We start from the raw sequence: 21,912 nt of genomic DNA, 5'->3' as shown, positions 1-21,912 counted from the left end.
ACCACATGCCACGCCGTACGCAGGGTTGGCATGCACCAGACCCGCGCCGTGTCGGCGGCTGATCGCCCGGTCGTGCCGGCCGCTGGCCGGCAACCTCATGATTCCCCGGTGGACCTCTGCCGGCCGGCGGCCGGCACTACCCCGTGCCACGCCGTACACAGGGTTGGCACGCACCAGACCCGCGCCGTGTCGGCGGCTGATCGCCCGGTAGTGCCGGCCGCTGGCCGGCACCTCATGATTCCCTGGTGGATCTCTGCCGGCCGGCGGCCAGCACGACCTCATGCCACGCCGTACGCAGGGCTGGCATGCACCAGATCCGCGCCGTGTCGGCGGCTGATCGCCCGGTGGTGCCGGCCGCGTGCCACGCCGTACGCAGGGTTGGCACGCACCAGACCCGCGCCGTGTCGGCGGCTGATCGCCCGGTAGTGCCGGCCGCTGGCCGGCACCTCATGATTCCCTGGTGGGCCTCTGCCGGCCAGCGGCCGGCACTACCGCATGACACCCGTCCAGAACAGGTTTCCGCGCTCAGGTATTGGCCGGCGAGCTCAGCGGCGGGCGCACCAGGTCGCGATGGAAGAAATAGATCTCCTGCACCAGGAAGCGCCAGCTGGTGTGGAAGCTGCGGAAGCGCGTGCTGGGCGTGGACGAGGCCAGCGCGTCGATGCCCAGCGCCCTGCTCAACCGCAACGCGCGTGCCATGTGCAGCGGATCGCTGACGATGATCACCCGGTGCAGGTTGCGCTGGTCCATCAGTCGTTTGGCTTCCACCAGGTTCTGCACGGTATTGCGCGAGGCGGTCTCGATCAGGATCGCATCATCCGGCACGCCATGCTTGAGCGCGTAGCGCCGCGCCACCTGCGACTCGGAAAAGCGCGCGCCGGTGCCACCATAGCCGCCGGTGAAGATCAGCAGCGGCGCGTAGCGGGCTTCGTACAGGTCCAGGCCGTGGCGGATGCGCTCCTCGAATACCGGTGACGGCTTGGCGTCATAGGCCGCCGCACCCAGCACGATGATGGCGTCGGCCTTGGCCGCCTGGTCGCGCTCGCCGACCCAGACGATCCAGGCGGTCACGCCCAGCAGCCAGATCACCAGCACCACGAACAGCCGCCACAGCCAACCCAGCAGGCCGGTGCGGGGGCGGTGCCGGTCGCGGCTCATGCCGCCCCCCAGCGCAGTGCGGGCAGGTCGACGTTGCCGCCGGACAGCACCAGGCCCACGCGCAGGCCCGCGAACCGCTGTGGTCGCGCCAGCACGGCGGCCAGCACGGTGGCCGAGGACGGCTCGACCACCTGCTTGAGCACGTCCCACAGCAGGCGCATCGCGGCCATCGTCGCCGCGTCATCGACCACGATCACCTCGGCGTTGGCGTTGCGCAGCAGTTCGAAGTTGGGCGCGCCGACCAGGGTACGCAGGCCGTCGCAGATCGTGTCCGGGGTGAACGCGCCCTGGCGCTCGCCCGCGGCCAGCGAGCGCGCGGTGTCGTCGGCACCGGCCGGTTCGGCCAGCACCAGCCGGGTCTGGGGACTGGCCAGCTGCAGGGCCAGCGCGATACCGCTGGCCAGGCCGCCCCCTCCGACCGGGACTACCAGCACGTCGAACGGACCGTCGCTGTGCAGCAGCTCCAGGGCCGCGGTGCCCTGCCCGGCCATCACCGCCGGGTCGGTGTACGGGTGGACCAGTGACGCGCCGGTATCGGCCTGCACTCTGGCGCAGGTGGCCTCACGGTCGGCGATGGTCGGCGGGCAGCGCCAGAGCGTGGCGCCATGGCGGGCAATGTTGGCCAGCTTGGCCGCGACCGCGCCTTCGGGCACCACCACGTGGCACGGAATGCCGCGGGTGCGCGCCGCCAGCGCCAGCGCGGCGCCGTGGTTGCCGGACGAATGGGTAACCACGCCGGCACTGGCGCGATCGGCATCCAGCGACCACACCGCGTTGCAGGCGCCGCGGAACTTGAATGCGCCGCCGCGCTGCAGGTGCTCGGCCTTGAAGGCCAGCTGCGCGCCGGCCAGCGCATCGAGCGTGCGCGAGCGCAGCACCGGGGTCACGCTGGCGTGCGGCGCGATCCGCGCAGCGGCAGCCAGGACATCGTCGGCACGGGGCAACAGTGAATCGCTCATGACGCAAGATTAACGTATGCCCCCGCGCTGGCGACCCCGGCACAGGTCATGCCAGCATGAGCGCCTTCGCCTCCATTCATCCTGGCCAGTGAAGTTAAGGGCAGATTCAATGCCTGCGCACGAAGCTGGCAGCACAACCCGTCCTCTGGGGGGACCCACCATGAAAACGCGCCTGATGCTTGCCGGTGGCCTGCTGCTGGCCCTGACCGGCTGCACCACCTACGACTATGTCGGCGGTGGCCGCAGCGGCGGCTACTACCACGGTGCGCCGTCGGTGGAGTACCGCTACCCGGCCGGTTATCCCTACAACTACGGCTACCCCTACTACGGCGGTTATGGCGGCTACTACGGCGGCTATGGCAACCCGTACTACTCGCGCCCGATCTACCGCCCGCCGCACAACCACCGTCCGCCACCGCGCCCACCCGGCAACGGCGGCGAGAACCGTCCGCCGCCGCCGCGGCCGTCGAACAACGGTGGTTCGCCGTGGCGGAACATGGACTCGATGCGTCGCCCGCCGCAGTCGAACATCCAGCCGTCGGCGCCGCCACCGCCGGCCCGTCCGGCCCCGGCGCCGAGCGCGCCGAGGATGAACGGTTCCCCGTGGCGCAACATGGATCGTGGGACGCAGCGCACAGTTGAGCGCTGAACCGTCTTGCATTTCACCCGGTCCAGGTTGCACTCTACGGAACCGGTGACGGCCCGCGTCACAAAGTGACAAAAACGACACGGGCCGCCGCAAAAAGCTCTACGTCGATATCCGACAGGAACATCTGGATCCCCCCTGTTCCGGCCCTGTCGGATGTCGGCACCTCTGAAGACAGACGGCCCCGCAGTGCGGGGCCGTTTGTTTCTGGGGCACGTTGTTCTGGTGCCGTCGCCACCCAAGGCCCGTCATCAGTAGATCCACGCCATGCGTGGATGGAGCTCTCCCGATAGCCTCCAGAAAAAAACAGGGCCGGACAGTCCCCCGACTGCCGGCCCCCTGCTTCCCCACCGTGCGCCTGTACCGGCCCCTGTTCCAATTCCGGTCACGGGCGCCTGCGGCGCCAGCCACGGTGGGTGCTATTGGGTTATCTGCAAAAATCCTGCCAACTTTAGCGCTGATTTCGGCGCCGGCCGGCCGACGCCCACGCCCTGGCCCCGAATGGCGCTAAAATCGCCACCCCTGCGCCGGCCCCGGCCGCGCCCGCCCCAGCTGAACAGCCCCCATGAACCCGTCCTTCCATCGTTACGACGTCATCGTCATCGGCGGTGGCCACGCCGGCACCGAAGCCGCGCTGGCCGCGGCCCGTACCGGCGTGCGCACCCTGCTGCTGACCCACAACATCGAAACGGTGGGCGCGATGAGCTGCAACCCGGCCATCGGCGGTATCGGCAAGGGCCATCTGGTCAAGGAAATCGACGCCCTGGGTGGTGCGATGGCGCATGCCGCCGACCGTGCCGGCATCCAGTGGCGCACCCTCAACGCCTCCAAGGGCCCGGCCGTGCGCGCCACCCGCTGCCAGGCCGACCGCAACCTGTACCGCATGGCGATCCGCGCCATCGTTGAAGGCCAGGCCAACCTGACCGTGTTCCAGGCTGCCGTCGATGACCTGGTCATCGAAGGCGACGCCGTGCGCGGGGTCATCACCCAGACCGGCCTGCGCTTCGATGCCGAGGCCGTGGTGCTGACCGCTGGCACCTTCCTGGCCGGCAAGATCCACGTCGGCCCGACCCAGTACGCCGCCGGCCGCATGGGCGACCCGCCGGCCACTACGCTGGCGGCGCGCCTGCGCGAGCGTCCGTTCCAGGTTGACCGCCTGAAGACCGGCACGCCGCCGCGCATCGACGGCCGTTCGCTGGACTACAGCGTGATGGACGAGCAGCCCGGCGATTCGCCGCGCCCGGTGATGTCCTTCCTCGGCTCGGTGGACGAGCATCCGCAGCAGGTCAGCTGCTGGATCACCCACACCACCGAACAGACCCACCAGATCATCCGCGACGCGCTGCACCGCTCGCCACTGTACAGCGGCCAGATCGAAGGCATCGGTCCGCGCTACTGCCCGTCCATCGAGGACAAGGTGGTGCGCTTCGCCGAGAAGGCCAGCCACCAGATCTTCGTCGAACCCGAAGGCCTGGGCATCGTCGAGATCTACCCCAACGGCATCTCCACCTCGCTGCCGTTCGACGTGCAGCTGGAGATGGTGCGCAGCATCCGCGGCTTCGAGAACGCGCATATCACCCGCCCGGGCTACGCGATCGAGTACGACTTCTTCGATCCGCGCGGGCTGAAGGCCTCGCTGGAAACCAAGCTGGTCAACGGCCTGTTCTTCGCCGGCCAGATCAACGGCACCACCGGCTACGAAGAGGCTGCTGCGCAGGGCCTGCTGGCCGGTCTCAACGCTGCGCGCCAGGTGCGCGGGCTGGACGGCTGGTGCCCGCGCCGCGACGAGGCGTACCTGGGCGTGCTGGTGGATGACCTGATCACCCACGGCACCAACGAGCCGTACCGCATGTTCACCAGCCGCGCCGAGTACCGCCTGCAGCTGCGCGAGGATAATGCCGACCAGCGCCTGACCCCGGCCGGCCGCGAAATGGGCCTGGTGGATGATCACCGCTGGAGCGCGTTCGAGACCAAGCAGGCCGCCGTCGCCGCCGAGCGCGCGCGCCTGGGCGCGCTGTGGGCGACCCCGGCCAATGCACTGGGCCGCGAGGTACAGGACACGCTGGGCGTGGCGGTCAGCCGCGAAACCAACGTGCTGGACCTGATCAAGCGCCCCGAACTGGATTACGCACAGCTGATGCAGGTGCCGTCACTGGGCCCGGCGGTGGCCGACGCCAAGGTGGCCGAGCAGGTGGAGATCGGCGTGAAGTACGCCGGCTACCTGGACCGCCAGCGCGAGGAGATCGAGCGCCAGCAGCGGCATGAAGCCACGCCGATCGCCGAAGGCTTCGACTACGCCACGGTGCGAGGGCTGTCGGCCGAAGCGCTGCAGAAACTGGAGCGCGTGCGCCCGCAGACCATCGGCCAGGCGCAGCGCATCCCGGGCATGACCCCGGCGGCGATCTCGCTGCTGCTGGTGCACCTGGAGCGTGCCCGCCGCGGCCGCGTGGCGTAAGCGGTCGCACCTGCTTCTGGTGGGTGCCGACCAAGGTCGGCACCTACCAAGGCCTCCCGCCCCGGTAGATCCACGCCATGCGTGGATGAAGGCCTTTATGCCGACCCAGGTCGGTACCCACCGGAGCGGAAGACACACCCACATTGGCGGGCGCGTTACCGTGCGTCCGCGCCACCGCCCAGCACCTTGAACAGTGTCACCCGGTTTGCCGCTTCCTGCTGCTGCAGCGCGATCAGGTCCTGCTGCGCGGCAAACAGGCTGCGCTGCGCATCCAATGCCTGCAGATAGCCGTCCAGCCCGGTGCGGTAGCGCGCCTCGGCCAGCGTGTAGCTGCGCTGGCTGGCGGCGACCAGTGCCCGTTGTGCCTCCATCTGCGTGCCCAGGTGATCGCGCGTGGCCAGGGCATCGGCCACTTCAGTGAAGGCCTGCTGGATCGCCTTCTGGTACTGCGCGATGCCGATGTCCCTGCCGATCTTCGAGGCATCCAACGATGCCTTCAGCGCGCCGGCGTGGAAGATCGGTGCGGTGATGCTGGGCGCGAACGACCAGCCGCGGGTACCGGCCGAGAACAGCGTCGACAACGCGGTGGAACTGTGGCCGTAATTGGCGGTCAGCGTCAGCGTCGGGAAGAACGCGGCGCGCGCGGCGCCGATATCGGCGTTGGCCGCCTGCAACGCGTGCTCGGCCGACAGCACGTCCGGGCGCTGCAGCAGCACGCTTGAGGGCAGGTTGGCAGGCAGCGGTGCCAGCGCCACGCTGCCGTCCAGTGCCTGCGCGCCGGGCAGCAGTGCCGCCTCCAGCGGCGCGCCCACCAGCAACTGCAGCGCATCACGATCCTGCGCCTGCTGGGCCTGCAGCCTGGCCAGCGCGCCGCGCGCGGCGTCCACGCTGGTCTGCACCTGCGACAGGTCCAGGCCCGAGGCCAGGCCCTGGGCATGGCGGGCTTCGGTGCGCTGCAGGGTCTGCTGCTGGCTGTCCAGGGTCTGCCGGGTGAACGCCAGCGACTGTTCGTCGGCCGCCAGCGCCAGCCAGGCCGTGGCCACTTCAGCCACCAGGCTGGTGCGCGCGGCACGCTGGTTCTCGGCGCTGGCCAGCCAGTTCTGCAGGGCCTCGTCCTTCAGGCTGCGGATGCGCCCGAACAGGTCCAGCTCCCAACTGCTGATCCCCACCTGCACGGCATCGGATTCGGTCACCTGGGTAGCGCCGGTTTCGCTGTTGGCATCGCTCACCCGCGCACGGGTGACGCTGCCGCTGGCGTCCACCGACGGCAGCAGCGCCGCGCGCTGGATGCGGTACTGCGCGCGTTCCTTCTCCACCTGCAGCACCGCCACGCGCAGGTCGCGGTTGTTCTGCAGCGCCAGCGCGATGACCTGCTGCAGGCGCGGTTCCAGGAACACGTCGCGCCAGGCCGGCATCGCCAGTACCGGTTCGGCCGCGCCGGTAGCGGCATTGCCGAACTGCGCCGGCACCGGTGCCTCGGGACGCTGGTAGTGCGGGGCCATGCTCACGCAGCCGCCCAGCACGGTGGTCATCGTTGCGGCCGCCAGGGCGCGCAGCAGCATCGGCTTCATGGGCTTGCCTCCGGGGCAGTGGCGTCGGCCGGCGCGCGGCCCGGGAACAGGCGGCGCACCAGCAGGTAGAACAACGGCACGAAGAACATGCCCAGCACCATCGAGGCGACCGTACCGCCGGCCACGCCCGTGCCCAGCGAACGGCGCGCGGCCGAACCGGCGCCGGTGGCGAACACCAGCGGCAACACGCCCATCAGGAACGCCAGCGAGGTCATCACGATCGGCCGCAGCCGCAGGTAGACCGCCTGCAGGATTGCGTCGCGGGTGCTCCTGCCCTGCTGTTCGAGGATGCGCGCGAACTCGACGATCAGGATGCCGTTCTTCGCTGCCAGGCCAATCGTGGTCAGCAGGCCGACCTGGAAGTACACGTCGTTGTTGAGGCCACGCAGGTTCATCATCAGCACGGCGCCGAACACGCCCACCGGCACCGCCAGCATCACCGCGAACGGCACCGCCCAGCTTTCATACAGCGCGGCCAGGCACAGGAACACGAACAGCAGCGAGATGGCGTACAGCATCGGCGCCTGGTTGCCCGACAGCTGTTCCTGGTAGGCCATGTCCGACCAGGCATGGCTGAAGCCTTCCGGCAGCGTGTCGGCCAGGCGCGCGATCTCGGCCATCGCCTCGCCGGAACTGACGCCCGGTGCCGGCTGGCCGGTGATCTCCATCGCCGAGACGCCGTTGTAGCGTTGCAATGCGGCCGGGGCACTGGTCCAGTGCGCGCTGACCAGCGACGACAGCGGCACCATCTGCCCAGCCTGGTTGCGCACGCTCCAGCGCTCGATGTCCTGCGGCTGCATGCGGGCTTCGGCCGTGCCCTGGATGAACACCTTCTTGATGCGGCCCTTGTAGATGAAGTTGTTGACGAAGTCGCCACCCAGCGCTGCGTTCAAGGTGTCGTTGATGTCCTGCGGATTCACGCCCATCGCCTGCGCCTTGGCGTCGTCCACCTTCACCGCATACACCGGCGCGTCTTCCAGGCTGGCGTAGCGCACGTTGACCAGCTTCGGGTCGCTGGCGGCCTTCTTCAGCAGTGTGTTGCGCGCGGCCACGGCGGCGGCATGGCCGGCACCGCCTTCGTCCTGCAGTTCCAGGGTGAAACCGCCAGCATCGCCCAGGCCGAGGATCGCCGGTGGCGAGGTGATGAACACCTGCGCATCGGGCACACTGGCCATGGCCCGGGTGAGTCGTGCGGCGATGGTATCGGCGTCATCCTTGCGGTCGTCCCAGTCCTTCAGGCGGATGAACGCCTGGCCCACGTTCTGGCCACTGCCGGTCACACTGAAACCGGCGGTGGCCTGGATCGACAGCACGCTGTCGTCCTTCACTGCCGCCGCACTGAGGCGGTCCATCACGGCACGGGTCTGCTCCAGCGTGGACCCGGCCGGCAGCTTCACCAACGCGTTGAGCATGCCCTGGTCTTCATCGGGCAGGAACGCGCCCGGCAGGTGCCACAGCAGCAGGCCGGTGGCCACGCTCAGCACCAGATAGAACAGGACGCCCAGCGTGCGCCGGCCGAGGAAGCGGTCGACGCGATGGCGCAGGCCGTTGGAGGTGCGCTCGAAGCGATGGTTGAACCAGATGAAGAACTTGCCCAGCAGGCTGGGCTCGCCAGCGGGGTCGCCATGCGGATGGCCGCCCTTGGGAATCGGGTGCAGGATGCTGCCGCACAGCGCCGGGGTGATGGTCATCGCCACCAGCACCGACAGGATCATCGCGGCGGCGATCGTCACCGAGAACTGGCGATAGATCACGCCGGTGACACCGCTGAAGAACGCCATCGGCAGGAACACCGCGGTCAGCACCAGCACGATGCCGACCAGCGCGCCGGTGATCTGGCCCATCGCCTTCAGCGTGGCCGGCTTCGGTGCCAGCCCTTCGAAGGTCATCACCCGCTCCACGTTCTCCACCACCACGATGGCGTCGTCCACCAGCAGGCCGATGGCCAGCACCAGCGCGAACATGGTCAGGGTATTGATCGAATAGCCGAAGGCGGCCAGCACGCCGAAGGTGCCCAGCAGCACCACCGGCACTGCGATGGTCGGGATCAGCGTGGCCCGCCAGTTCTGCAGGAACAGGTACATCACCAGCACGACCAGCGCGATCGCCTCGATCAGGGTGATCACCACTTCCTTCAGCGAGATGGTCACGAACGGCGTGGTGGTGAATGCCACGTGGTAGGTGTAGCCGTGCGGCCAGTACTTCTGCAGCTGCTGCAGCCGTGCCTCGACGGCCTTGGAGACGGCGATGGCGTTGGCACCGGCATTGAGCTCGATGCCCAGCGAGGCCGACGGCTTGCCGTTGAACGTGCTGATGCTGTCGTAGCTTTCCGGCCCCAGGCCGATCGTCGCCACGTCGCCCAGGTGCACCACGCTGCCATTGGCATCGGCCTTGAGCACTACCTGCGCGAACTGCTCGGGGGTGTGCAGGCGGCTGCGTGCGGTGACCGTGGCGTCCAGCTGCTGGCCCTTCAGTGCCGGCTGGCCGCCCAGCTCACCGGCCGATACGTCGGTGTTCTGCGCCTGCAGTGCAGTCTCGATGTCCGACGGCATCAGTGCGTACTGCCGCATCTTTTCCGGGTCCAGCCAGATGCGCATGGCGTATTCCTGGCCGATCGGCTGGATGTTGCCGACGCCGCTGACGCGGCTGATCTGGTCATCGATGCGCGCCTCCATGAAGTTGGCGACATCGAAGTTGTCCATGCTGCCGTCTTCGCTGGTGAACGACAGCACCTCGAAAATCGAGCCACTGGACTTGGTGATGGTCAGGCCGTTCTGCTGCACCGCCTGCGGCAGCGTGGCCATCGCGGACTGCAGCTGGTTCTGCACCTGCACCTGCGCGGTGTCCGGGTTGGTGCCGGTGGCGAAGACCAGGTTGACCTGCGCCGAGCCATCGGAAGCACTGGTCGAGGTCATGTACATCAGGTGGTCCAGGCTCTGCTGGGACTGCTCGATGACCTGGGTGACCGCGTTTTCCACGGTCTGCGACGAGGCGCCGGTGTAGGTGGCGCGGATGGTGATGGTGGGCGGGGCGATCTGCGGGTAGCGGTCCACCGGCAGGATCAGGATCGCGAGCAGGCCGAGCAGGCTGACCGCGATGGCGATCACCCAGGCGAAGATCGGCCGGTCGATGAAGAAACGAACCATGCGCGGCAGGCCTCAGTGCGACTTTTCGTCGGTGTTGCCGTTCGGGTCGACCGCCGGCATTGCAGCCAGCTGCGCCGTGGTGGCGGCCACCGGCTTCACCTGCTGGCCCAGCGATACCGCACTGCCGTTGCTGACGATCACCCGCTCGCCGGCCTTCAGGCCCTGGGTGATCTGCCACTGGTTGCCCACCACCTGGCCGGTGCTGACCCGGCGCTCGACCACGTGGTCCCTGGCATCGAGCAGGCGCAGCAGCGGCTCGCCGCGCTCATTGCGCAGTACCGCCTTCTGCGGCACCAGCAAAGCGCGCGCATCGGTGGCCATCGGCAGCACCGCCTTCAGGTACATGCCCGGCAGCAGCAGGCCCTCCGGGTTCGGAATGACCGCGCGCAGCACCACGTTGCCGGTGCCCGGATCGACCGCGCTGCCGACGAACTCCAGGGTGCCTTCATGGGCATAGCTGCTGCCGTCCTCCAGCAGCACCTTCACCTGGGCCTTGCCGTCGATGGCCGTCACCAGGCCGGCATCGAGCTGCTTGCGCAGCGCCAGCATCTGCGTGCTGGACTGGGTCACGTCCAGATAGACCGGGTCCAACCGCTGGATGGTCGCCAGCGCCGCATCCTGGCCAGCGGCGACCAGCGCGCCGGCGGTGACGCTGGAGGTACCGATGCGGCCGTCGATCGGTGCGGTCACCCGGGTGTAGTCGAGGTTGATGCGGGCGGCCTGCAGTGCAGCGCGCGCAGCAATCACGTTGGCCTGCGCCTGCTTCAGCGCCGAGGTGGCATCGTCGGCATCCTGCTTGCTGGCCGCATCCATGCCCAGCAGCGCGCGGGTGCGCTCGGCCTTGGGCTGCGCCGACAGCACGCTGGCCTCGGCCTGCGCCAGTTGGCCACGGGCGGTATCGAACGCAGCCTGGTACGGCGCCGGATCGATCTGGTACAGCAGCTGGCCGGCCTTGACCTGCTGGCCTTCGGTGAACAACCGTTGGCGGACCAGTCCGCCGACCTGCGGCCGCACCTCGGACACCTCGAACGGCACCGCACGGCCGGGCAGGGTCTGCTGCAGTGACAGCGGCTGCGCGCGGGCGGTGATGACGCCCACTTCGGGAGCAGCCGGAGGTTCGGTCCGGCCCGCCGAGCAGGCCGCCAGGGCCAGCAGCAGGGGCAACATCAGCGGACGGGGGAAGCGGGACAGCGGGCGCAGGAATGACATGGGGGGCGTGGGGCCTTGCGTTGACCCGTGCACGCTGCCGTGAAAGTGTGCAGAGAATATGGAGATTGTGCGACCGGCTCAGCGGGCGCTTGCTTTCGGCGCCGCATGCGCCGCTAATGGCCGGCGATGGCGAAGATACGACTCAAATTCGGCTTGACCGCGAAGACCTTCCTCGCGATCTTCACCGCCTGCCTGCTGGTGCTGGCAGTGAATGGTATTGCCAGCCGCGTGGCATTCCAGACCGGCTTCCTGGACTACCTCAACGACCAAGGCGATCTGCGCATGCAGCGCGTGATGCCACACCTGCAGCGCGAGTACCGCACGCACGGCGGCTGGGAGCATCTGCGCGGTGACAGTGACCGCTGGGCGCGGCTGCTGCGCCCGGATCTGGCCCATGGGCACGAGGGGCCCGTGCCGCCGCTGTCCGACCAGACCGGCGTTCCCTCCCGCCTGGGCCTGTTCGATGCACAGCATCGGTTCGTGGCCGGCAACCCGGACGCGACCAGCGACGACGAGCCGCACGCTGTGCAGGTCGATGGGCACACGGTCGGCTGGCTGGGCATGGTGCCGTTCCAGACCGTGATCGCCACCAATGACCTGAATTTCTACAACACCCAGATGCGTGCGTGGTGGGTGATCGGCATCGCGCTGCTGCTGGTGACAGTGCTGCTGGCCTGGCTGGTATCGCGCGCGCTCCGGCAACGCCTGGCCAAGCTGGCCGCAGCCACCCATCGGCTCGCTGCCGGCGACTACGCCACCCGCATCGAGCGCACCAGCGATGACGAGCTGGACGCCCTGGTCAACGACTTCAACCGGATGGCGCAGGCGCTGGATGATACCGAACGCAACCGCCGCGCCTTCATCGCCGATATCTCGCACGAACTGCGCACGCCGCTGGCGGTGGTGCGTGCCGAACTGGAAGCCATCGAGGACGGCATCCGCCCGCTGGACCGCGCCAACCTCGGTGCCCTGCAGGGCGAGATCCGCCAGCTGGGCAAGCTGATCGACGACCTGCACGACCTGTCGATGACCCAGTCCGGCGGCCTGGCCTACCGCTTTGCCCCGCTGGACGTGGCGGCGCTGCTGCGCAGCGAGCTCAATGGCATGCGCGTGCGCTTCTCCACGGCGGGGCTGGTGCTGGAGGAGGATCTGCCGGCCGCGCCGCTGCAGGTCTCCGGCGACGAGCGGCGGCTGCAGCAGGTGCTGGCCAACCTGCTGGAAAACGCGCTGCGCTATACCCATGCCGGCGGCCGTGTGCGCGTGCAGGCTGCGCGCGTTCCCGCCGGCGTGCAGCTGATCGTGGAAGACACCGCGCCGGGCGTACCGGCCGACAAGTGCGCGCTGCTGTTCGAGCGCTTCTACCGCGTGGAGAGTTCGCGCAACCGCGCCAGCGGCGGCAGCGGGCTGGGCCTGGCCATCAGCCACAACATCGTCCTCGCCCACCACGGCCATATCCACGCCGAGCCCTCGCCGCTGGGCGGGCTGCGCGTGGTCGTCACCCTGCCGGAGTCCGCATGAGCCTGTCCCCCGCCGCGTCCGCGAAGATCCTGATCGTCGAGGATGAGCCACGCCTGGCCTCGGTGCTGCGCGACTACCTGGCGGCCGCCGGCATGACCAGCGAATGGGTGGACGATGGCAGCCAGGTGATCGACGCATTCGCGCGCTACCAACCCGATCTGGTGCTGCTGGACCTGATGCTGCCGCAGCGTGATGGCGTGGACCTGTGCCGCGAACTGCGCGCCAGCAGCGATGTGCCGGTGATCATGGTCACTGCGCGGGTGGAAGAGATCGACCGCCTGCTGGGCCTGGACATCGGCGCCGACGATTACATCTGCAAGCCCTTCAGCCCGCGCGAAGTGGTGGCGCGGGTGGTGGCGGTGCTGCGCCGCTACCGTCCGGACCCGGCTGCACGCGCCAACAGCGGGCTGCACATCGACGAACCGGCGGCGCGCGCCACCTGGAACGGCAGGGGCCTGGACCTGACGCCGGTGGAGTACCGCCTGCTGCGCACCCTGTTGGCTACGCCAGGCCGGATCTGGGCGCGCGATGAACTGCTCGACCGCCTGTACCTGGACCATCGCGTGGTGGTCGACCGTACCGTCGACAGCCATGTACGCAACCTGCGCCGCAAGCTGGCCGACGCTGGCATGGAAGGTGAACCGATCCGCTCGGTGTACGGGATGGGTTACAGCTACGAACCCTAGCCGGTAGCGCCGGCCGCTGGCCGGCAACCTCGTGGCACGCCTGGATTTCCGTGGTTGCCGGCCAGCGGCCGGCACTACCCGTGCGCAACTGCGTTACAGTCGAGCACGCTCGACATTACGAACACAACTGCATGGACGACATCCACCCGATCGCGCCGGACAAGCGCGCCGCCATTCTTTCCAGCCTCGCCGACATCGAACAGCGCCACGACGTGCGCGTTCTGCTGGCGTGCGAGTCCGGCAGCCGTGGCTGGGGCTTCTCGTCGCCGGACAGCGACTACGATGCACGCTTCATCTACGTGCATCGCCAGCCGTGGTATCTCACCGTCAACGAGAGCACCGGCCCCGGCGATGCGCAGCGGGACGTGATCGAGCTGCCGATCGACGATGCGCTCGATGTCAGCGGCTGGGATCTGCGCAAGGCGCTGCGACTGGTTTCAAAGTCCAACCCGACGCTGATCGAGTGGCTGCGTTCGCCGATCGTGTACCGGCAGGACGACGCCGCCGTGGCGCAGCTATGGGAGGCAGCAAAGGCCTTCTATTCGCCGCTGGGCACGTGGTGGCACTACTTCAACATGGCGCGCTCGAATCATCGCGGTTACCTGCGTGGTGATACGGTGCGCACCAAGAAGTACCTGTATGTGCTGCGCCCGCTGCTGGCCTGCCAGTGGATCGAGCACGAGCAGACGCCACCGCCGATGGCCTTCGAGGATCTGCTGGACCGGCGGCTGCCGGAGGGCCCGGTGCGTGAAGCGATCGATGCCCTGCTGGTGGTCAAGCGCGCCAGCGCTGAGGTCGCCGCGGGACCGCGCATTGCAGCGATCAGCGACTTCATCGAGGGCGAGCTGGCTGTCCGCGCAGCACGGGCCCCATCGTTGCCCGCCGGACAGGGCGACAGCGCCTGGCTGGACGCACTGTTCCGGCAGATGCTGGCCGAGCACGCGCCTGCGTAGGCGACCGCGCCTGCGTCTGGTAGTGCCGGCCGCTGGGCGGCAACCTCATGGGCGCATCTGGATTTCTGCGGTTGCCGGCCAGCGGCCGGCACTACCACGCGGTGTGCGGACCACGCAGGTATCATCGGTGCGAACGCCCTGATTTCCGGAGAAACCGATGAACCCGCTGCGCCCCTTCCGCGACAAGATGCCCGTCCTCGGCGAGCGCGTGTACATCGATCCGGCCTGCACCGTCATCGGCGACGTGGAACTGGCCGAGGACGTGTCGGTGTGGCCGGGCACGATCATCCGCGGCGACGTCAATTACGTGCGCATCGGTGCACGCACCAACGTGCAGGACGGCACCATCATCCACGTCAGCCACCACAGTCCCTACAACAAGGCCGGCTACCCGACCCTGATCGGCGAAGGCGTGACCGTCGGCCATGGCTGCATCATCCATGCCTGCAGCATCGGTGATTACAGCCTGATCGGCATGGGCGCCTGCATCCTCGACGGCGCCCGGGTCGAGCGCCATGGCTTCGTCGGTGCCGGTGCGGTGGTCGGCCCGGGCAAGGTGGTCGGCGAAGGCGAGCTGTGGGTGGGCAACCCGGCACGCCCGGCGCGCACGCTGAGCGACAAGGAGATCGAGTCGCTGCACTACTCGGCCGACCACTACGTGCGGCTGAAGGACGAATACCTGGGCTGAGCGGCCAACGCCGCCATGCGGCTCTGCTAAAGTCTGGGCCCGACCAGGACCTGTCGAGACCCCCATGCCTGTGGCTGCCTGCCGGAGAGGACTCCGGCGCCCACAACGAAGGCCATCGCGCTGATGGCCGCACCGATGCTCGATACCTACCGCGAGGTGGTGACGCCGGAGGGTGTGCCGCTGCAGCTGCCGGCGGCCGGCCCGGTGCCGCGGGCGATGGCCTGGCTGATCGATCTGGGCGTGCGCATCGCGGTGCTGGTGCTGATGTCGATCCCGCTGGCGCTGCTGGACACGTTCGGCTCCGGGCTCGGCCTGGTGCTGATGTTCCTGGTCTACTGGGCCTACCCGATCGTCTGCGAAGCGCGGTGGGGCCGCACCCTGGGCAAGCGCGCACTGGGGCTGCGCGTGCTCGCGCGCGACGGCGCGCCGGTGGGCTGGATGGCCGCCATCACCCGCAACCTGCTACGGACCGTGGACATGCTGCCATTCGGCTACGCGCTGGGCCTGGTCAGCAGCCTGTTCGATCCGCATGGCCGCCGCCTCGGCGACCTGGTCGCCGGCACCGTGGTGGTGCATGCACCGGTACTGTACCTGCCGCCGCCGCCGACCATCGACAGCGCGCTGGCGCCGCCACAGCCACTGCGGCCGGAGGAACAGGCCGCGCTGATGGCCTTCGCCGAGCGCGCACCACGGCTGTCGTCGGCACGCCAGCAGGAACTGGCCGGCATTGCCGAACCCCTGACCGGCACCCACGGCCAGGTCGGCGTGCTGCGCCTGTATGCCATGGCCAACTGGTTGCTGGGGCGGCGATGAAGCAGGAACAGTTCGTCGCCCGCTACCAGCAGGAATGGCAGGACCTGGAGCACTGGCTGCTGCTGCGGGCCGGCGCTTCGCGCCGCAAGCGCCGCCAGCGCAGCGAGCTGGCACTGGACGACAGCGCGTTCCCGCAGCGCTACCGGCGCCTGTGCCAGCAGCTGGCGCTGGCCCGCGAGCGCGGCTACAGCCCGCAGCTGGTGCAGCGCCTGCAGCAGCTGATGCAGCAGGGCCACAGCGTGCTGTACCGCACGCCGCCGACGCGCTGGCGCGGTGCGCTGGAATTCCTGGTGGCCGACTTCCCGCTGCTGGTGCGCAGCCAGGCGCGCAGCATGTGGGTGGCGCTGGCGATGTTCGCGCTGCCGGCGGTGGCCTGCTTCGTGCTGGTGCAGGTCTACCCGGACCTGATCCACATGGTGATGGACAACCGCCAGATCGCCGAGATGGAGCGCATGTACGATCCCGCTGCCGAGCGCCTCGGGCGTGACAGCGGGACCGACTGGATGATGTTCGGCCACTACATCCTCAACAACATCAGCATCGCCCTGCGCACCTTCGCCAGCGGCCTGCTGGCCGGGCTGGGCACGCTGCTGGTGCTGCTGTTCAACGGCGTGATCATCGGTTCGGTGGCTGGCCACCTGCAGCACATCGGCCATGGCGATCCGTTCTGGCGCTTCGTCGCAGGCCATGGGGCCTTCGAGCTGACCGCGATCGTGATCGCCGGCGGTGCCGGCCTGCAGCTGGGCATGAAACTGCTGGCCCCCGGCCGGCGCAGCCGCCTGGACGCGCTGGTCGAGGGCGGCCGCATCGGTGCCCGCCTGTGCCTGGGCGTGGCGTTCATGCTGCTGGTGGCTGCGTTCATCGAAGCGTTCTGGTCGTCGATTGCCGAAGTGCCGGCGTGGGGCAAGTTCAGCGTGGCCGGCGTGCTGTGGGCCGGTGTGCTGCTGTGGCTGTGGCGCGGCGGGCGCGGAGGCGGCCATGCGCATTGACCGCCTGGACGTGGTGCTGCGCGCGCGCAGTGGCTGGGAAGCGATGGAGCTGGGCAGTGCCCTGTCGCGCCGCCACGCACGCGCGGTGTGGGGCAGCTGGCTGCTGGCCAGTGCGCCGCTGTTCGTGGTCTTCAACGCGCTGGGCGGGTGGCTGGATGCATTCGGCTGGGCGTGGCTGGCAATGTGGTGGTGCAAGCCGCTGTTCGAACGGGCACCGCTGTACGTGCTGTCGCGTGGCATCTTCGGCGAGCCGGTGGGTACGCTGGCGGCGCTGCGCGCGCAGCGCCGCTGGGGCAACACCGGCTTCTGGGGCTACCTGGGCTGGCGCCGCTTCAGCGTGCTGCGCAGCCTGTGCCTGCCGGTGAACCTGCTGGAGGGCAATGCGCCGGCCCAGCGCGGCGCACGCCGCCGTGCCGTGGCCGCTGGCGCGGCGGGTGCCGCTGCCGTGCTGACCGTGGCCTGCATGGCGTTTGAAGCGGTGCTGGTGTCCGGTGCGATCGGCGCGGTGTTCATGTTCATGCCACTGGAGCTGATGTCCGAATCGTGGCGGGCCGCATGGGACATGATCGGCCAGGACACGCCGGCCTGGGCGCAGCTGGGCTTCAACCTGGCGTGCTGGCTGGCCTCGGTGCTGATCGGTCCGTTCTACGTCGGCGCCGGGTTCGGCCTGTACTTGAACCGGCGCACGCAGATGGAAGCCTGGGACGTGGAGATCGCCCTGCGCCGCCTGCGCGAGCGTCTGCTGCCGGCGGCATCGACGCTGGCCCTGCTGCTCTGCCTTGCGCTGCCGCTGGCCTGCGCGCCCGCGCACGCGCAGGACGCGCAGACGGTCTCTGCGCAGCCCGACGATGCCGAAGCGAACGACGACAGTGCGGAAGAACCGGCCACCGCGGAGAACGACCCGGCCAACACGCCCGCCGTGATCTTCGGCGCGGCGCCGGTGGATACCGCCGGTTTCCGCCAGGCAGTGAACCGTGCCTATGAAGATCCGCTGCAGCGCCCGACCCGCCAAGTCACGCGCTGGAAGCCGATCGAACAGGCCGAGGACAAAAAGAAGGAAGAGAAGACGCTGCAGCGCGAACGCAGCGACACCGGTGAGCGCAGCAACCGCAAGGCCGGCATCGCCTGGCTGGCGCGCCTGGCCGAATGGGGCCTGTGGGGCCTGCTCGGCGTCCTGCTGCTGGTCCTGCTGTTGACCGCGCGGCTGTGGTTGCCGTGGCTGCGCGGCAGTGGCCGGCGCAAGGCCGAGGCTGCACCGCAGGTGGTGGAGGAACAGGTGGAGCTGCCGGTCGTGCTGCCGCCGGACGTGGCGCCCCAGGCCGGGCTGCTGTGGGACCAGGGCCGGCCGCGGCAGGCGCTGGCCCTGCTGTACCGCGCCAGCGTGCGCACGGTGGGCGAGCGCAGCGGCATCGCGCTTCCCCCCGGCGCCACCGAAGCGCAATGCCTGCGCGCCTCGCGGCGCATGCCCGACGCCACCGACCGTGACCTGTTCGCGCGCATCGTGCGCATGTGGCAGTACGCCGCCTACGGTGGCCGCCTGCCCAGCCGCGCCGATTTCGATGCGTTGGCCGACACGCTGCGCCAGCAGTACAGGTGGCTGGCATGAGCCCGCGCCTGTTCTGGTCGCTGCTGCTGGGCGCGCTGGTGCTGTTCGGCGTACCGCTGACGATCCTCTACCTGCGCACGCATGAGCGGGTCACCGAGACCGTGCAGCTGCCGCCGCAGGGCGAGGCCGGCTACAACCCGCTGTACGTGCTGGGCCAGGCACTGCGCGCCGATGGCATCGAGGTGCACTCGCGCCCCCGGCTGGAGCTGCAGCAGATGGCACTGGGCCGGCACGATACGGTGGTGCTGCTGCAGGACAGCAGCGAGCTGCCGGCACCGACGGCCAGAGCCCTGATGGACTGGGTGGATGGCGGTGGCCATCTGCTGGTGCGCACGCCACCACCGGCCGAGGACGACGCCAGCAGCACGCAGGGCCCCCTGCTGGACCAGCTGGGCGTGGACAGCCTGTACCAGCGCAGCCACTGCCAGCCATTCCACGTCATCGATGATCCCAGCCACGTCGAGTTCTGCGGCGGCCGTCGCTTCACGCTGGGTTTTGCCGCCAGTGCGCGGGCTGAACGGCGCTGGGGCAACGAGCACGGCCTGGTGTTCGCACGCCTGCACCATGGCCAGGGCAAGGTGAGCGTGCTGGCCGACATGGAATTCATGCGCGGCGAGGTGGAGTCGCCGGCGGCACGCCTGGCGTCGGCTGCGGGCAAGGCCAGCGACGGCCTGCACGACCTCTCGCACCGCGACCTGACCCGTTACCTGCTCGACCCGAATTACGGCAAGGGTGCATTCTGGCTGGTCTATGCCAGCCGCCCGCCGTCGCTGTGGGCGCGCCTGTTCTACCAGGGCTGGCCGCTGTGGGCGCCGCTGCTGCTGGCCCTGCTGGGCTGGTTGTGGGCCCGCTCGCAACGCTTCGGCAGCCTGCTGCCGTCGCCGGTGCTGGAACGCCGCTCGCTGCTGGAACACGTGCGTGCCAGTGGCGAGCTGCTGCTGCGCTTCGGCCACGGCGCGCGCCTGTACGACGCCGTGCGCGCCCTGTTCCTGCATCGCCTGCGGCTGCGCGCACCGGTAGCCGCTGCCCTGGACGGCGCGCCGCGCGATCAGGCCATCGCCGAACTGCTGAAATGGCCGCAAGGCCGTGTTGCCAGCGCGCTCACGCCCCCGCCACCGCACGATTCCTCCGCCCTGCGCGAGCGCATCCGCTTGCTGCTCCAGATGAGATCCCTGCTATGACCGAAGTCCCCGAGCTGCCGGCGGCCGCCAACGCCCGCCTGATCGAACGCGTCGATGCCATCCGCACCGCCGTTGGACACGCCTTCATCGGCCAGGCCGATGTACTGGACCAGATCCTGGTGGCGCTGCTGGCCGGTGGCCACGTGCTGATCGAGGGCGTGCCCGGGCTGGGCAAGACCCTGCTGGTGCGCGCACTGGCACAGGCCCTGGAGCTGGACTACGGGCGCGTGCAGTTCACCCCCGACCTGATGCCCAGCGACGTCAGCGGCCACGCGGTGTACGACCCGAAGAGCGAGAGCTTCAAGATCCGGCGCGGCCCGGTGTTCACCAACCTGCTGCTGGCCGACGAGATCAACCGTGCCCCGGCCAAGACCCAGTCGGCCCTGCTGGAAGTGATGCAGGAAGGCCAGGTGACCATCGAGGGCAAGGCCTTCACCCTGGCGCCGCCCTTCATGGCGCTGGCCACGCAGAACCCGCTGGAGCAGGAAGGCACCTACCCGCTGCCGGAAGCACAGCTGGACCGCTTCCTGCTGAAGGTGCTGATCGACTACCCGCAGCTGGAGGACGAGAAGCGCATGGTGACCGCGATCACCAGCGGCCGCGCTGCCAGCGATTTCGACCTGAGCCAGGTGCCGCGTGTGCTCGGTGCCGGCGAGCTGCTGGAACTGCAGCGTGCCACTGCGGCGATCACCGTCGATGACGAAGTGATCGACTACGCGGTGCGGATCGTGGCGGCCACGAGGCAGTGGCCGGGCATCGCGGTCGGCGCTGGCCCGCGCGGCAGCATCGCGCTGGTGCGTGCCTCGCGCGCACAGGCGGTGCTGGCCGGCCGCGACTTCGTCACGCCGGACGACGTGCGCGACATTGCGCGCCCGGCGCTGCGCCACCGCATCGCGCTGGCGCCGGAACTGCAGATCGAGGGCCAGGGCGCCGACGACGTGCTGGGCGCGCTGCTGGCCAAGGTGGAAGCGCCGCGCCGATGAGGCCGGCCCCGCTGCTGCTGGCGCTGCTGCTGGCCTGGGCCGCCCTGGGCGGGCTGGTGCTGGGCGGATGGCTGCCGCGCTGGAGCTGGGCACTGGCAGCCGTGGCCATCGCGTTGCCTGCCCTGTGGGACCTGTGGCGGCAGTGGCGGCGTGCATCGCCGCAGGTGCAGCGCGAGCTGCCCGAGGCACTGGCACTGGGCGTGCGCCGCGAGGCGGCGTTGCGCCTGCAGGCCGAGCAATCGATGACGGTGCAGGTGTTCGACCTGGTGCCCGGCGGCTGGCCGCTGGAAGCGCTGCCGCAGCGCGTGCGCCTGCAGGCCGGTACGGCGTCCACCCTGCACTACCACCTGCAGCCGCTGCAGCGTGGGCACTTCCGCTTCGAGGGGGTGCACCTGCGCATGCGTTCGCCGTGGCGCCTGTGGTGGCAGCAACGCACGCTGCCGCCGGCGCTGGAGGTGCGGGTCTATCCGAACTTCGTGCCGCTCACCCGCTTCGCATTGTTCAGTGCCGACCAGGCCTCGCGGCTGGTCGGTGCGCACGTGAAGCGCCGCCGTGGCGAAGGCACCGACTTCCACCAGATGCGCGAGTACCGCATCGGCGACAGCCTGCGCCAGCTGGACTGGAAGGCCACCGCACGTGCGCGCAAGCTGATCTCGCGCGAGTACCAGGACGAGAAGAACCAGCAGCTGCTGCTGATGCTGGACAGTGGCCGGCGCATGCTGGCCAGCGAAGGCGGACTCTCGCATTTCGACCACGCATTGAACGCCTCGCTGGTGGTGGCTTACCTGGCGCTGCGCCAGGGCGACGCTGCCGGCCTGTACGCTGCGGGGGGCGAACGCCGCTGGGTGGCGCCGCAGCGCGGCATGGGCACGGTCGAGCACCTGCTGCGCGCCAGCTACGACCTGCAGCCACGCGCGGTGGCCACCGACTACCTGGCCGCCGCCACCGAGGTGTCGCTGCGCCAGCGCCGGCGTGCGCTGGTGATGCTGGTCAGCAACGTGCGCGACGAGGACATCGAAGACCTGCTGGCCGCGGTGCGCCTGCTGCAGCAACGCCACCTGGTGTGCGTGGCCAGCCTGCGCGAGCGCGAACTGGACGGCGCACTGGAGGGTGACGTGCAGACCCTGGAAGACGCCACCCAGGCCGGGGCCGCGGCGCTGTACCTGCAGCAGCGCGCGAAGGCGCACGAGGCACTGCGCAGCGAGAAGGTGATGGTGCTGGACGTGACCGCCGACGCCCTGCCCGGCGCGCTGGTGGAGCGCTACCTGGCGGTAAAGCGCGAAGGGCTGCTCTGACCGGAGTTGCCGCCGCCGGGCATGGCCCGGCGCTACCGACGCATCTCGTTGGTGGG

At 69.5% G+C, this 21,912-nt stretch carries 17 protein-coding genes; 12 read left to right on the top strand and 5 right to left on the bottom strand.

Going from position 1 to position 21,912, the window contains the following annotated elements; genetic code table 11:
* Nucleotides 1-525: 525 nt before the first annotated feature.
* Together AC5P9I_RS09125 and AC5P9I_RS09120 are read right to left on the bottom strand one after the other, a co-directional pair.
* The gene (locus AC5P9I_RS09125; RefSeq protein ID WP_049460978.1) at nucleotides 526-1,170 is read right to left on the bottom strand and encodes a YdcF family protein; all 645 of its coding nucleotides are present in this window, start codon (nucleotides 1,168-1,170) and stop codon (nucleotides 526-528) included.
* Nucleotides 1,155-2,117: a pyridoxal-phosphate dependent enzyme gene (locus AC5P9I_RS09120; RefSeq protein ID WP_049465294.1), complete on the bottom strand. Its 963-nt coding sequence runs from the start codon at nucleotides 2,115-2,117 to the stop codon at nucleotides 1,155-1,157. Before AC5P9I_RS09120 ends, AC5P9I_RS09125 begins: the two co-directional genes overlap by 16 nt.
* 160 nt (nucleotides 2,118-2,277) lie before the next feature.
* Between AC5P9I_RS09120 and AC5P9I_RS09115 the strand changes: the two genes are divergently transcribed.
* On the top strand, nucleotides 2,278-2,766 hold the full coding sequence (locus AC5P9I_RS09115) for a hypothetical protein (protein ID WP_130768283.1): 489 nt from the start codon (nucleotides 2,278-2,280) through the stop codon (nucleotides 2,764-2,766).
* A 562-nt stretch (nucleotides 2,767-3,328) separates the two neighbouring features.
* Nucleotides 3,329-5,218, top strand: coding sequence for a tRNA uridine-5-carboxymethylaminomethyl(34) synthesis enzyme MnmG (mnmG, locus tag AC5P9I_RS09110; protein WP_049460939.1), 1,890 nt, complete (start codon nucleotides 3,329-3,331; stop codon nucleotides 5,216-5,218).
* A 155-nt stretch (nucleotides 5,219-5,373) separates the two neighbouring features.
* Here mnmG and smeC read toward each other — a convergent pair whose 3' ends face one another.
* Genes smeC through smeA form a run of 3 tightly spaced genes read right to left on the bottom strand, consistent with a single transcriptional unit; the run spans nucleotide 5,374 to nucleotide 11,144 of the window.
* Nucleotides 5,374-6,789 (bottom strand): multidrug efflux transporter outer membrane subunit SmeC, encoded by a 1,416-nt coding sequence (gene smeC, locus AC5P9I_RS09105; protein WP_049465290.1) that lies wholly within the window; start codon nucleotides 6,787-6,789, stop codon nucleotides 5,374-5,376.
* Nucleotides 6,786-9,935, bottom strand: a complete 3,150-nt coding sequence (smeB, locus tag AC5P9I_RS09100) for a multidrug efflux RND transporter permease subunit SmeB (protein ID WP_049465288.1) — start codon at nucleotides 9,933-9,935, stop codon at nucleotides 6,786-6,788. Before smeB ends, smeC begins: the two co-directional genes overlap by 4 nt.
* A gap of 12 nt (nucleotides 9,936-9,947) precedes the next feature.
* Nucleotides 9,948-11,144 (bottom strand): multidrug efflux RND transporter periplasmic adaptor subunit SmeA, encoded by a 1,197-nt coding sequence (smeA, locus tag AC5P9I_RS09095; RefSeq protein WP_187756858.1) that lies wholly within the window; start codon nucleotides 11,142-11,144, stop codon nucleotides 9,948-9,950.
* A 126-nt stretch (nucleotides 11,145-11,270) separates the two neighbouring features.
* Between smeA and baeS the strand changes: the two genes are divergently transcribed.
* The 10 genes from baeS (at nucleotide 11,271) to AC5P9I_RS09045 (ending at nucleotide 21,856) form a co-directional block, all read left to right on the top strand.
* Nucleotides 11,271-12,662: a sensor histidine kinase efflux regulator BaeS gene (baeS, locus tag AC5P9I_RS09090; RefSeq protein WP_049465284.1), complete on the top strand. Its 1,392-nt coding sequence runs from the start codon at nucleotides 11,271-11,273 to the stop codon at nucleotides 12,660-12,662.
* Nucleotides 12,659-13,348 (top strand): response regulator, encoded by a 690-nt coding sequence (locus AC5P9I_RS09085; RefSeq protein ID WP_049465282.1) that lies wholly within the window; start codon nucleotides 12,659-12,661, stop codon nucleotides 13,346-13,348. The genes baeS and AC5P9I_RS09085 overlap by 4 nt, the downstream gene beginning before the upstream one ends.
* Nucleotides 13,349-13,479: 131 nt before the next feature.
* Nucleotides 13,480-14,301: a nucleotidyltransferase domain-containing protein gene (locus tag AC5P9I_RS09080; RefSeq protein ID WP_049465280.1), complete on the top strand. Its 822-nt coding sequence runs from the start codon at nucleotides 13,480-13,482 to the stop codon at nucleotides 14,299-14,301.
* Nucleotides 14,302-14,458: 157 nt separating this feature from the next.
* A complete protein-coding gene (locus AC5P9I_RS09075) occupies nucleotides 14,459-14,989 on the top strand; it encodes a gamma carbonic anhydrase family protein (RefSeq protein ID WP_049465277.1) in 531 nt (176 codons plus the stop codon).
* A gap of 123 nt (nucleotides 14,990-15,112) precedes the next feature.
* The gene (locus AC5P9I_RS09070) at nucleotides 15,113-15,802 is read left to right on the top strand and encodes an RDD family protein (RefSeq protein ID WP_049465276.1); all 690 of its coding nucleotides are present in this window, start codon (nucleotides 15,113-15,115) and stop codon (nucleotides 15,800-15,802) included.
* Complete coding sequence (locus AC5P9I_RS09065; RefSeq protein WP_057493950.1) at nucleotides 15,799-16,791, top strand: stage II sporulation protein M; 993 nt, start codon at nucleotides 15,799-15,801, stop codon at nucleotides 16,789-16,791. The genes AC5P9I_RS09070 and AC5P9I_RS09065 overlap by 4 nt, the downstream gene beginning before the upstream one ends.
* A complete protein-coding gene (locus AC5P9I_RS09060; protein ID WP_495217356.1) occupies nucleotides 16,781-18,397 on the top strand; it encodes a DUF4129 domain-containing protein in 1,617 nt (538 codons plus the stop codon). The genes AC5P9I_RS09065 and AC5P9I_RS09060 overlap by 11 nt, the downstream gene beginning before the upstream one ends.
* Nucleotides 18,394-19,578: a DUF4350 domain-containing protein gene (locus tag AC5P9I_RS09055; protein WP_049465273.1), complete on the top strand. Its 1,185-nt coding sequence runs from the start codon at nucleotides 18,394-18,396 to the stop codon at nucleotides 19,576-19,578. Before AC5P9I_RS09060 ends, AC5P9I_RS09055 begins: the two co-directional genes overlap by 4 nt.
* Complete coding sequence (locus tag AC5P9I_RS09050) at nucleotides 19,575-20,561, top strand: AAA family ATPase (RefSeq protein ID WP_049465272.1); 987 nt, start codon at nucleotides 19,575-19,577, stop codon at nucleotides 20,559-20,561. The genes AC5P9I_RS09055 and AC5P9I_RS09050 overlap by 4 nt, the downstream gene beginning before the upstream one ends.
* Nucleotides 20,558-21,856 carry a DUF58 domain-containing protein gene (locus tag AC5P9I_RS09045; RefSeq protein ID WP_049465271.1) on the top strand — a complete coding sequence of 433 codons (1,299 nt, stop codon included), beginning with the start codon at nucleotides 20,558-20,560 and terminating at the stop codon, nucleotides 21,854-21,856. Before AC5P9I_RS09050 ends, AC5P9I_RS09045 begins: the two co-directional genes overlap by 4 nt.
* Nucleotides 21,857-21,912: the final 56 nt, after the last annotated feature.

This window comes from Stenotrophomonas sp. YJH_SMC_29, assembly GCF_059371235.1.
The sequence above is the reverse complement of the archived record's forward strand: the minus strand, read 5'-3'. Positions and strand labels throughout refer to the sequence as shown.

Excerpts from the sequence above, each read along its gene's own strand:
- AC5P9I_RS09120 (WP_049465294.1), bottom strand. The coding sequence starts at position 2,117 with ATGAGCGATTCACTGTTGCCCCGTGCCGACGATGTCCTGGCTGCCGCT.
- AC5P9I_RS09115 (WP_130768283.1), top strand. The coding sequence starts at position 2,278 with ATGAAAACGCGCCTGATGCTTGCCGGTGGCCTGCTGCTGGCCCTGACC.
- mnmG (WP_049460939.1), top strand. The coding sequence starts at position 3,329 with ATGAACCCGTCCTTCCATCGTTACGACGTCATCGTCATCGGCGGTGGC.
- smeC (WP_049465290.1), bottom strand. The coding sequence starts at position 6,789 with ATGAAGCCGATGCTGCTGCGCGCCCTGGCGGCCGCAACGATGACCACC.
- smeB (WP_049465288.1), bottom strand. The coding sequence starts at position 9,935 with ATGGTTCGTTTCTTCATCGACCGGCCGATCTTCGCCTGGGTGATCGCC.
- smeA (WP_187756858.1), bottom strand. The coding sequence starts at position 11,144 with ATGTCATTCCTGCGCCCGCTGTCCCGCTTCCCCCGTCCGCTGATGTTG.
- baeS (WP_049465284.1), top strand. The coding sequence starts at position 11,271 with ATGGCGAAGATACGACTCAAATTCGGCTTGACCGCGAAGACCTTCCTC.
- AC5P9I_RS09085 (WP_049465282.1), top strand. The coding sequence starts at position 12,659 with ATGAGCCTGTCCCCCGCCGCGTCCGCGAAGATCCTGATCGTCGAGGAT.
- AC5P9I_RS09080 (WP_049465280.1), top strand. The coding sequence starts at position 13,480 with ATGGACGACATCCACCCGATCGCGCCGGACAAGCGCGCCGCCATTCTT.
- AC5P9I_RS09075 (WP_049465277.1), top strand. The coding sequence starts at position 14,459 with ATGAACCCGCTGCGCCCCTTCCGCGACAAGATGCCCGTCCTCGGCGAG.
- AC5P9I_RS09070 (WP_049465276.1), top strand. The coding sequence starts at position 15,113 with ATGGCCGCACCGATGCTCGATACCTACCGCGAGGTGGTGACGCCGGAG.
- AC5P9I_RS09065 (WP_057493950.1), top strand. The coding sequence starts at position 15,799 with ATGAAGCAGGAACAGTTCGTCGCCCGCTACCAGCAGGAATGGCAGGAC.
- AC5P9I_RS09060 (WP_495217356.1), top strand. The coding sequence starts at position 16,781 with ATGCGCATTGACCGCCTGGACGTGGTGCTGCGCGCGCGCAGTGGCTGG.
- AC5P9I_RS09055 (WP_049465273.1), top strand. The coding sequence starts at position 18,394 with ATGAGCCCGCGCCTGTTCTGGTCGCTGCTGCTGGGCGCGCTGGTGCTG.
- AC5P9I_RS09050 (WP_049465272.1), top strand. The coding sequence starts at position 19,575 with ATGACCGAAGTCCCCGAGCTGCCGGCGGCCGCCAACGCCCGCCTGATC.
- AC5P9I_RS09045 (WP_049465271.1), top strand. The coding sequence starts at position 20,558 with ATGAGGCCGGCCCCGCTGCTGCTGGCGCTGCTGCTGGCCTGGGCCGCC.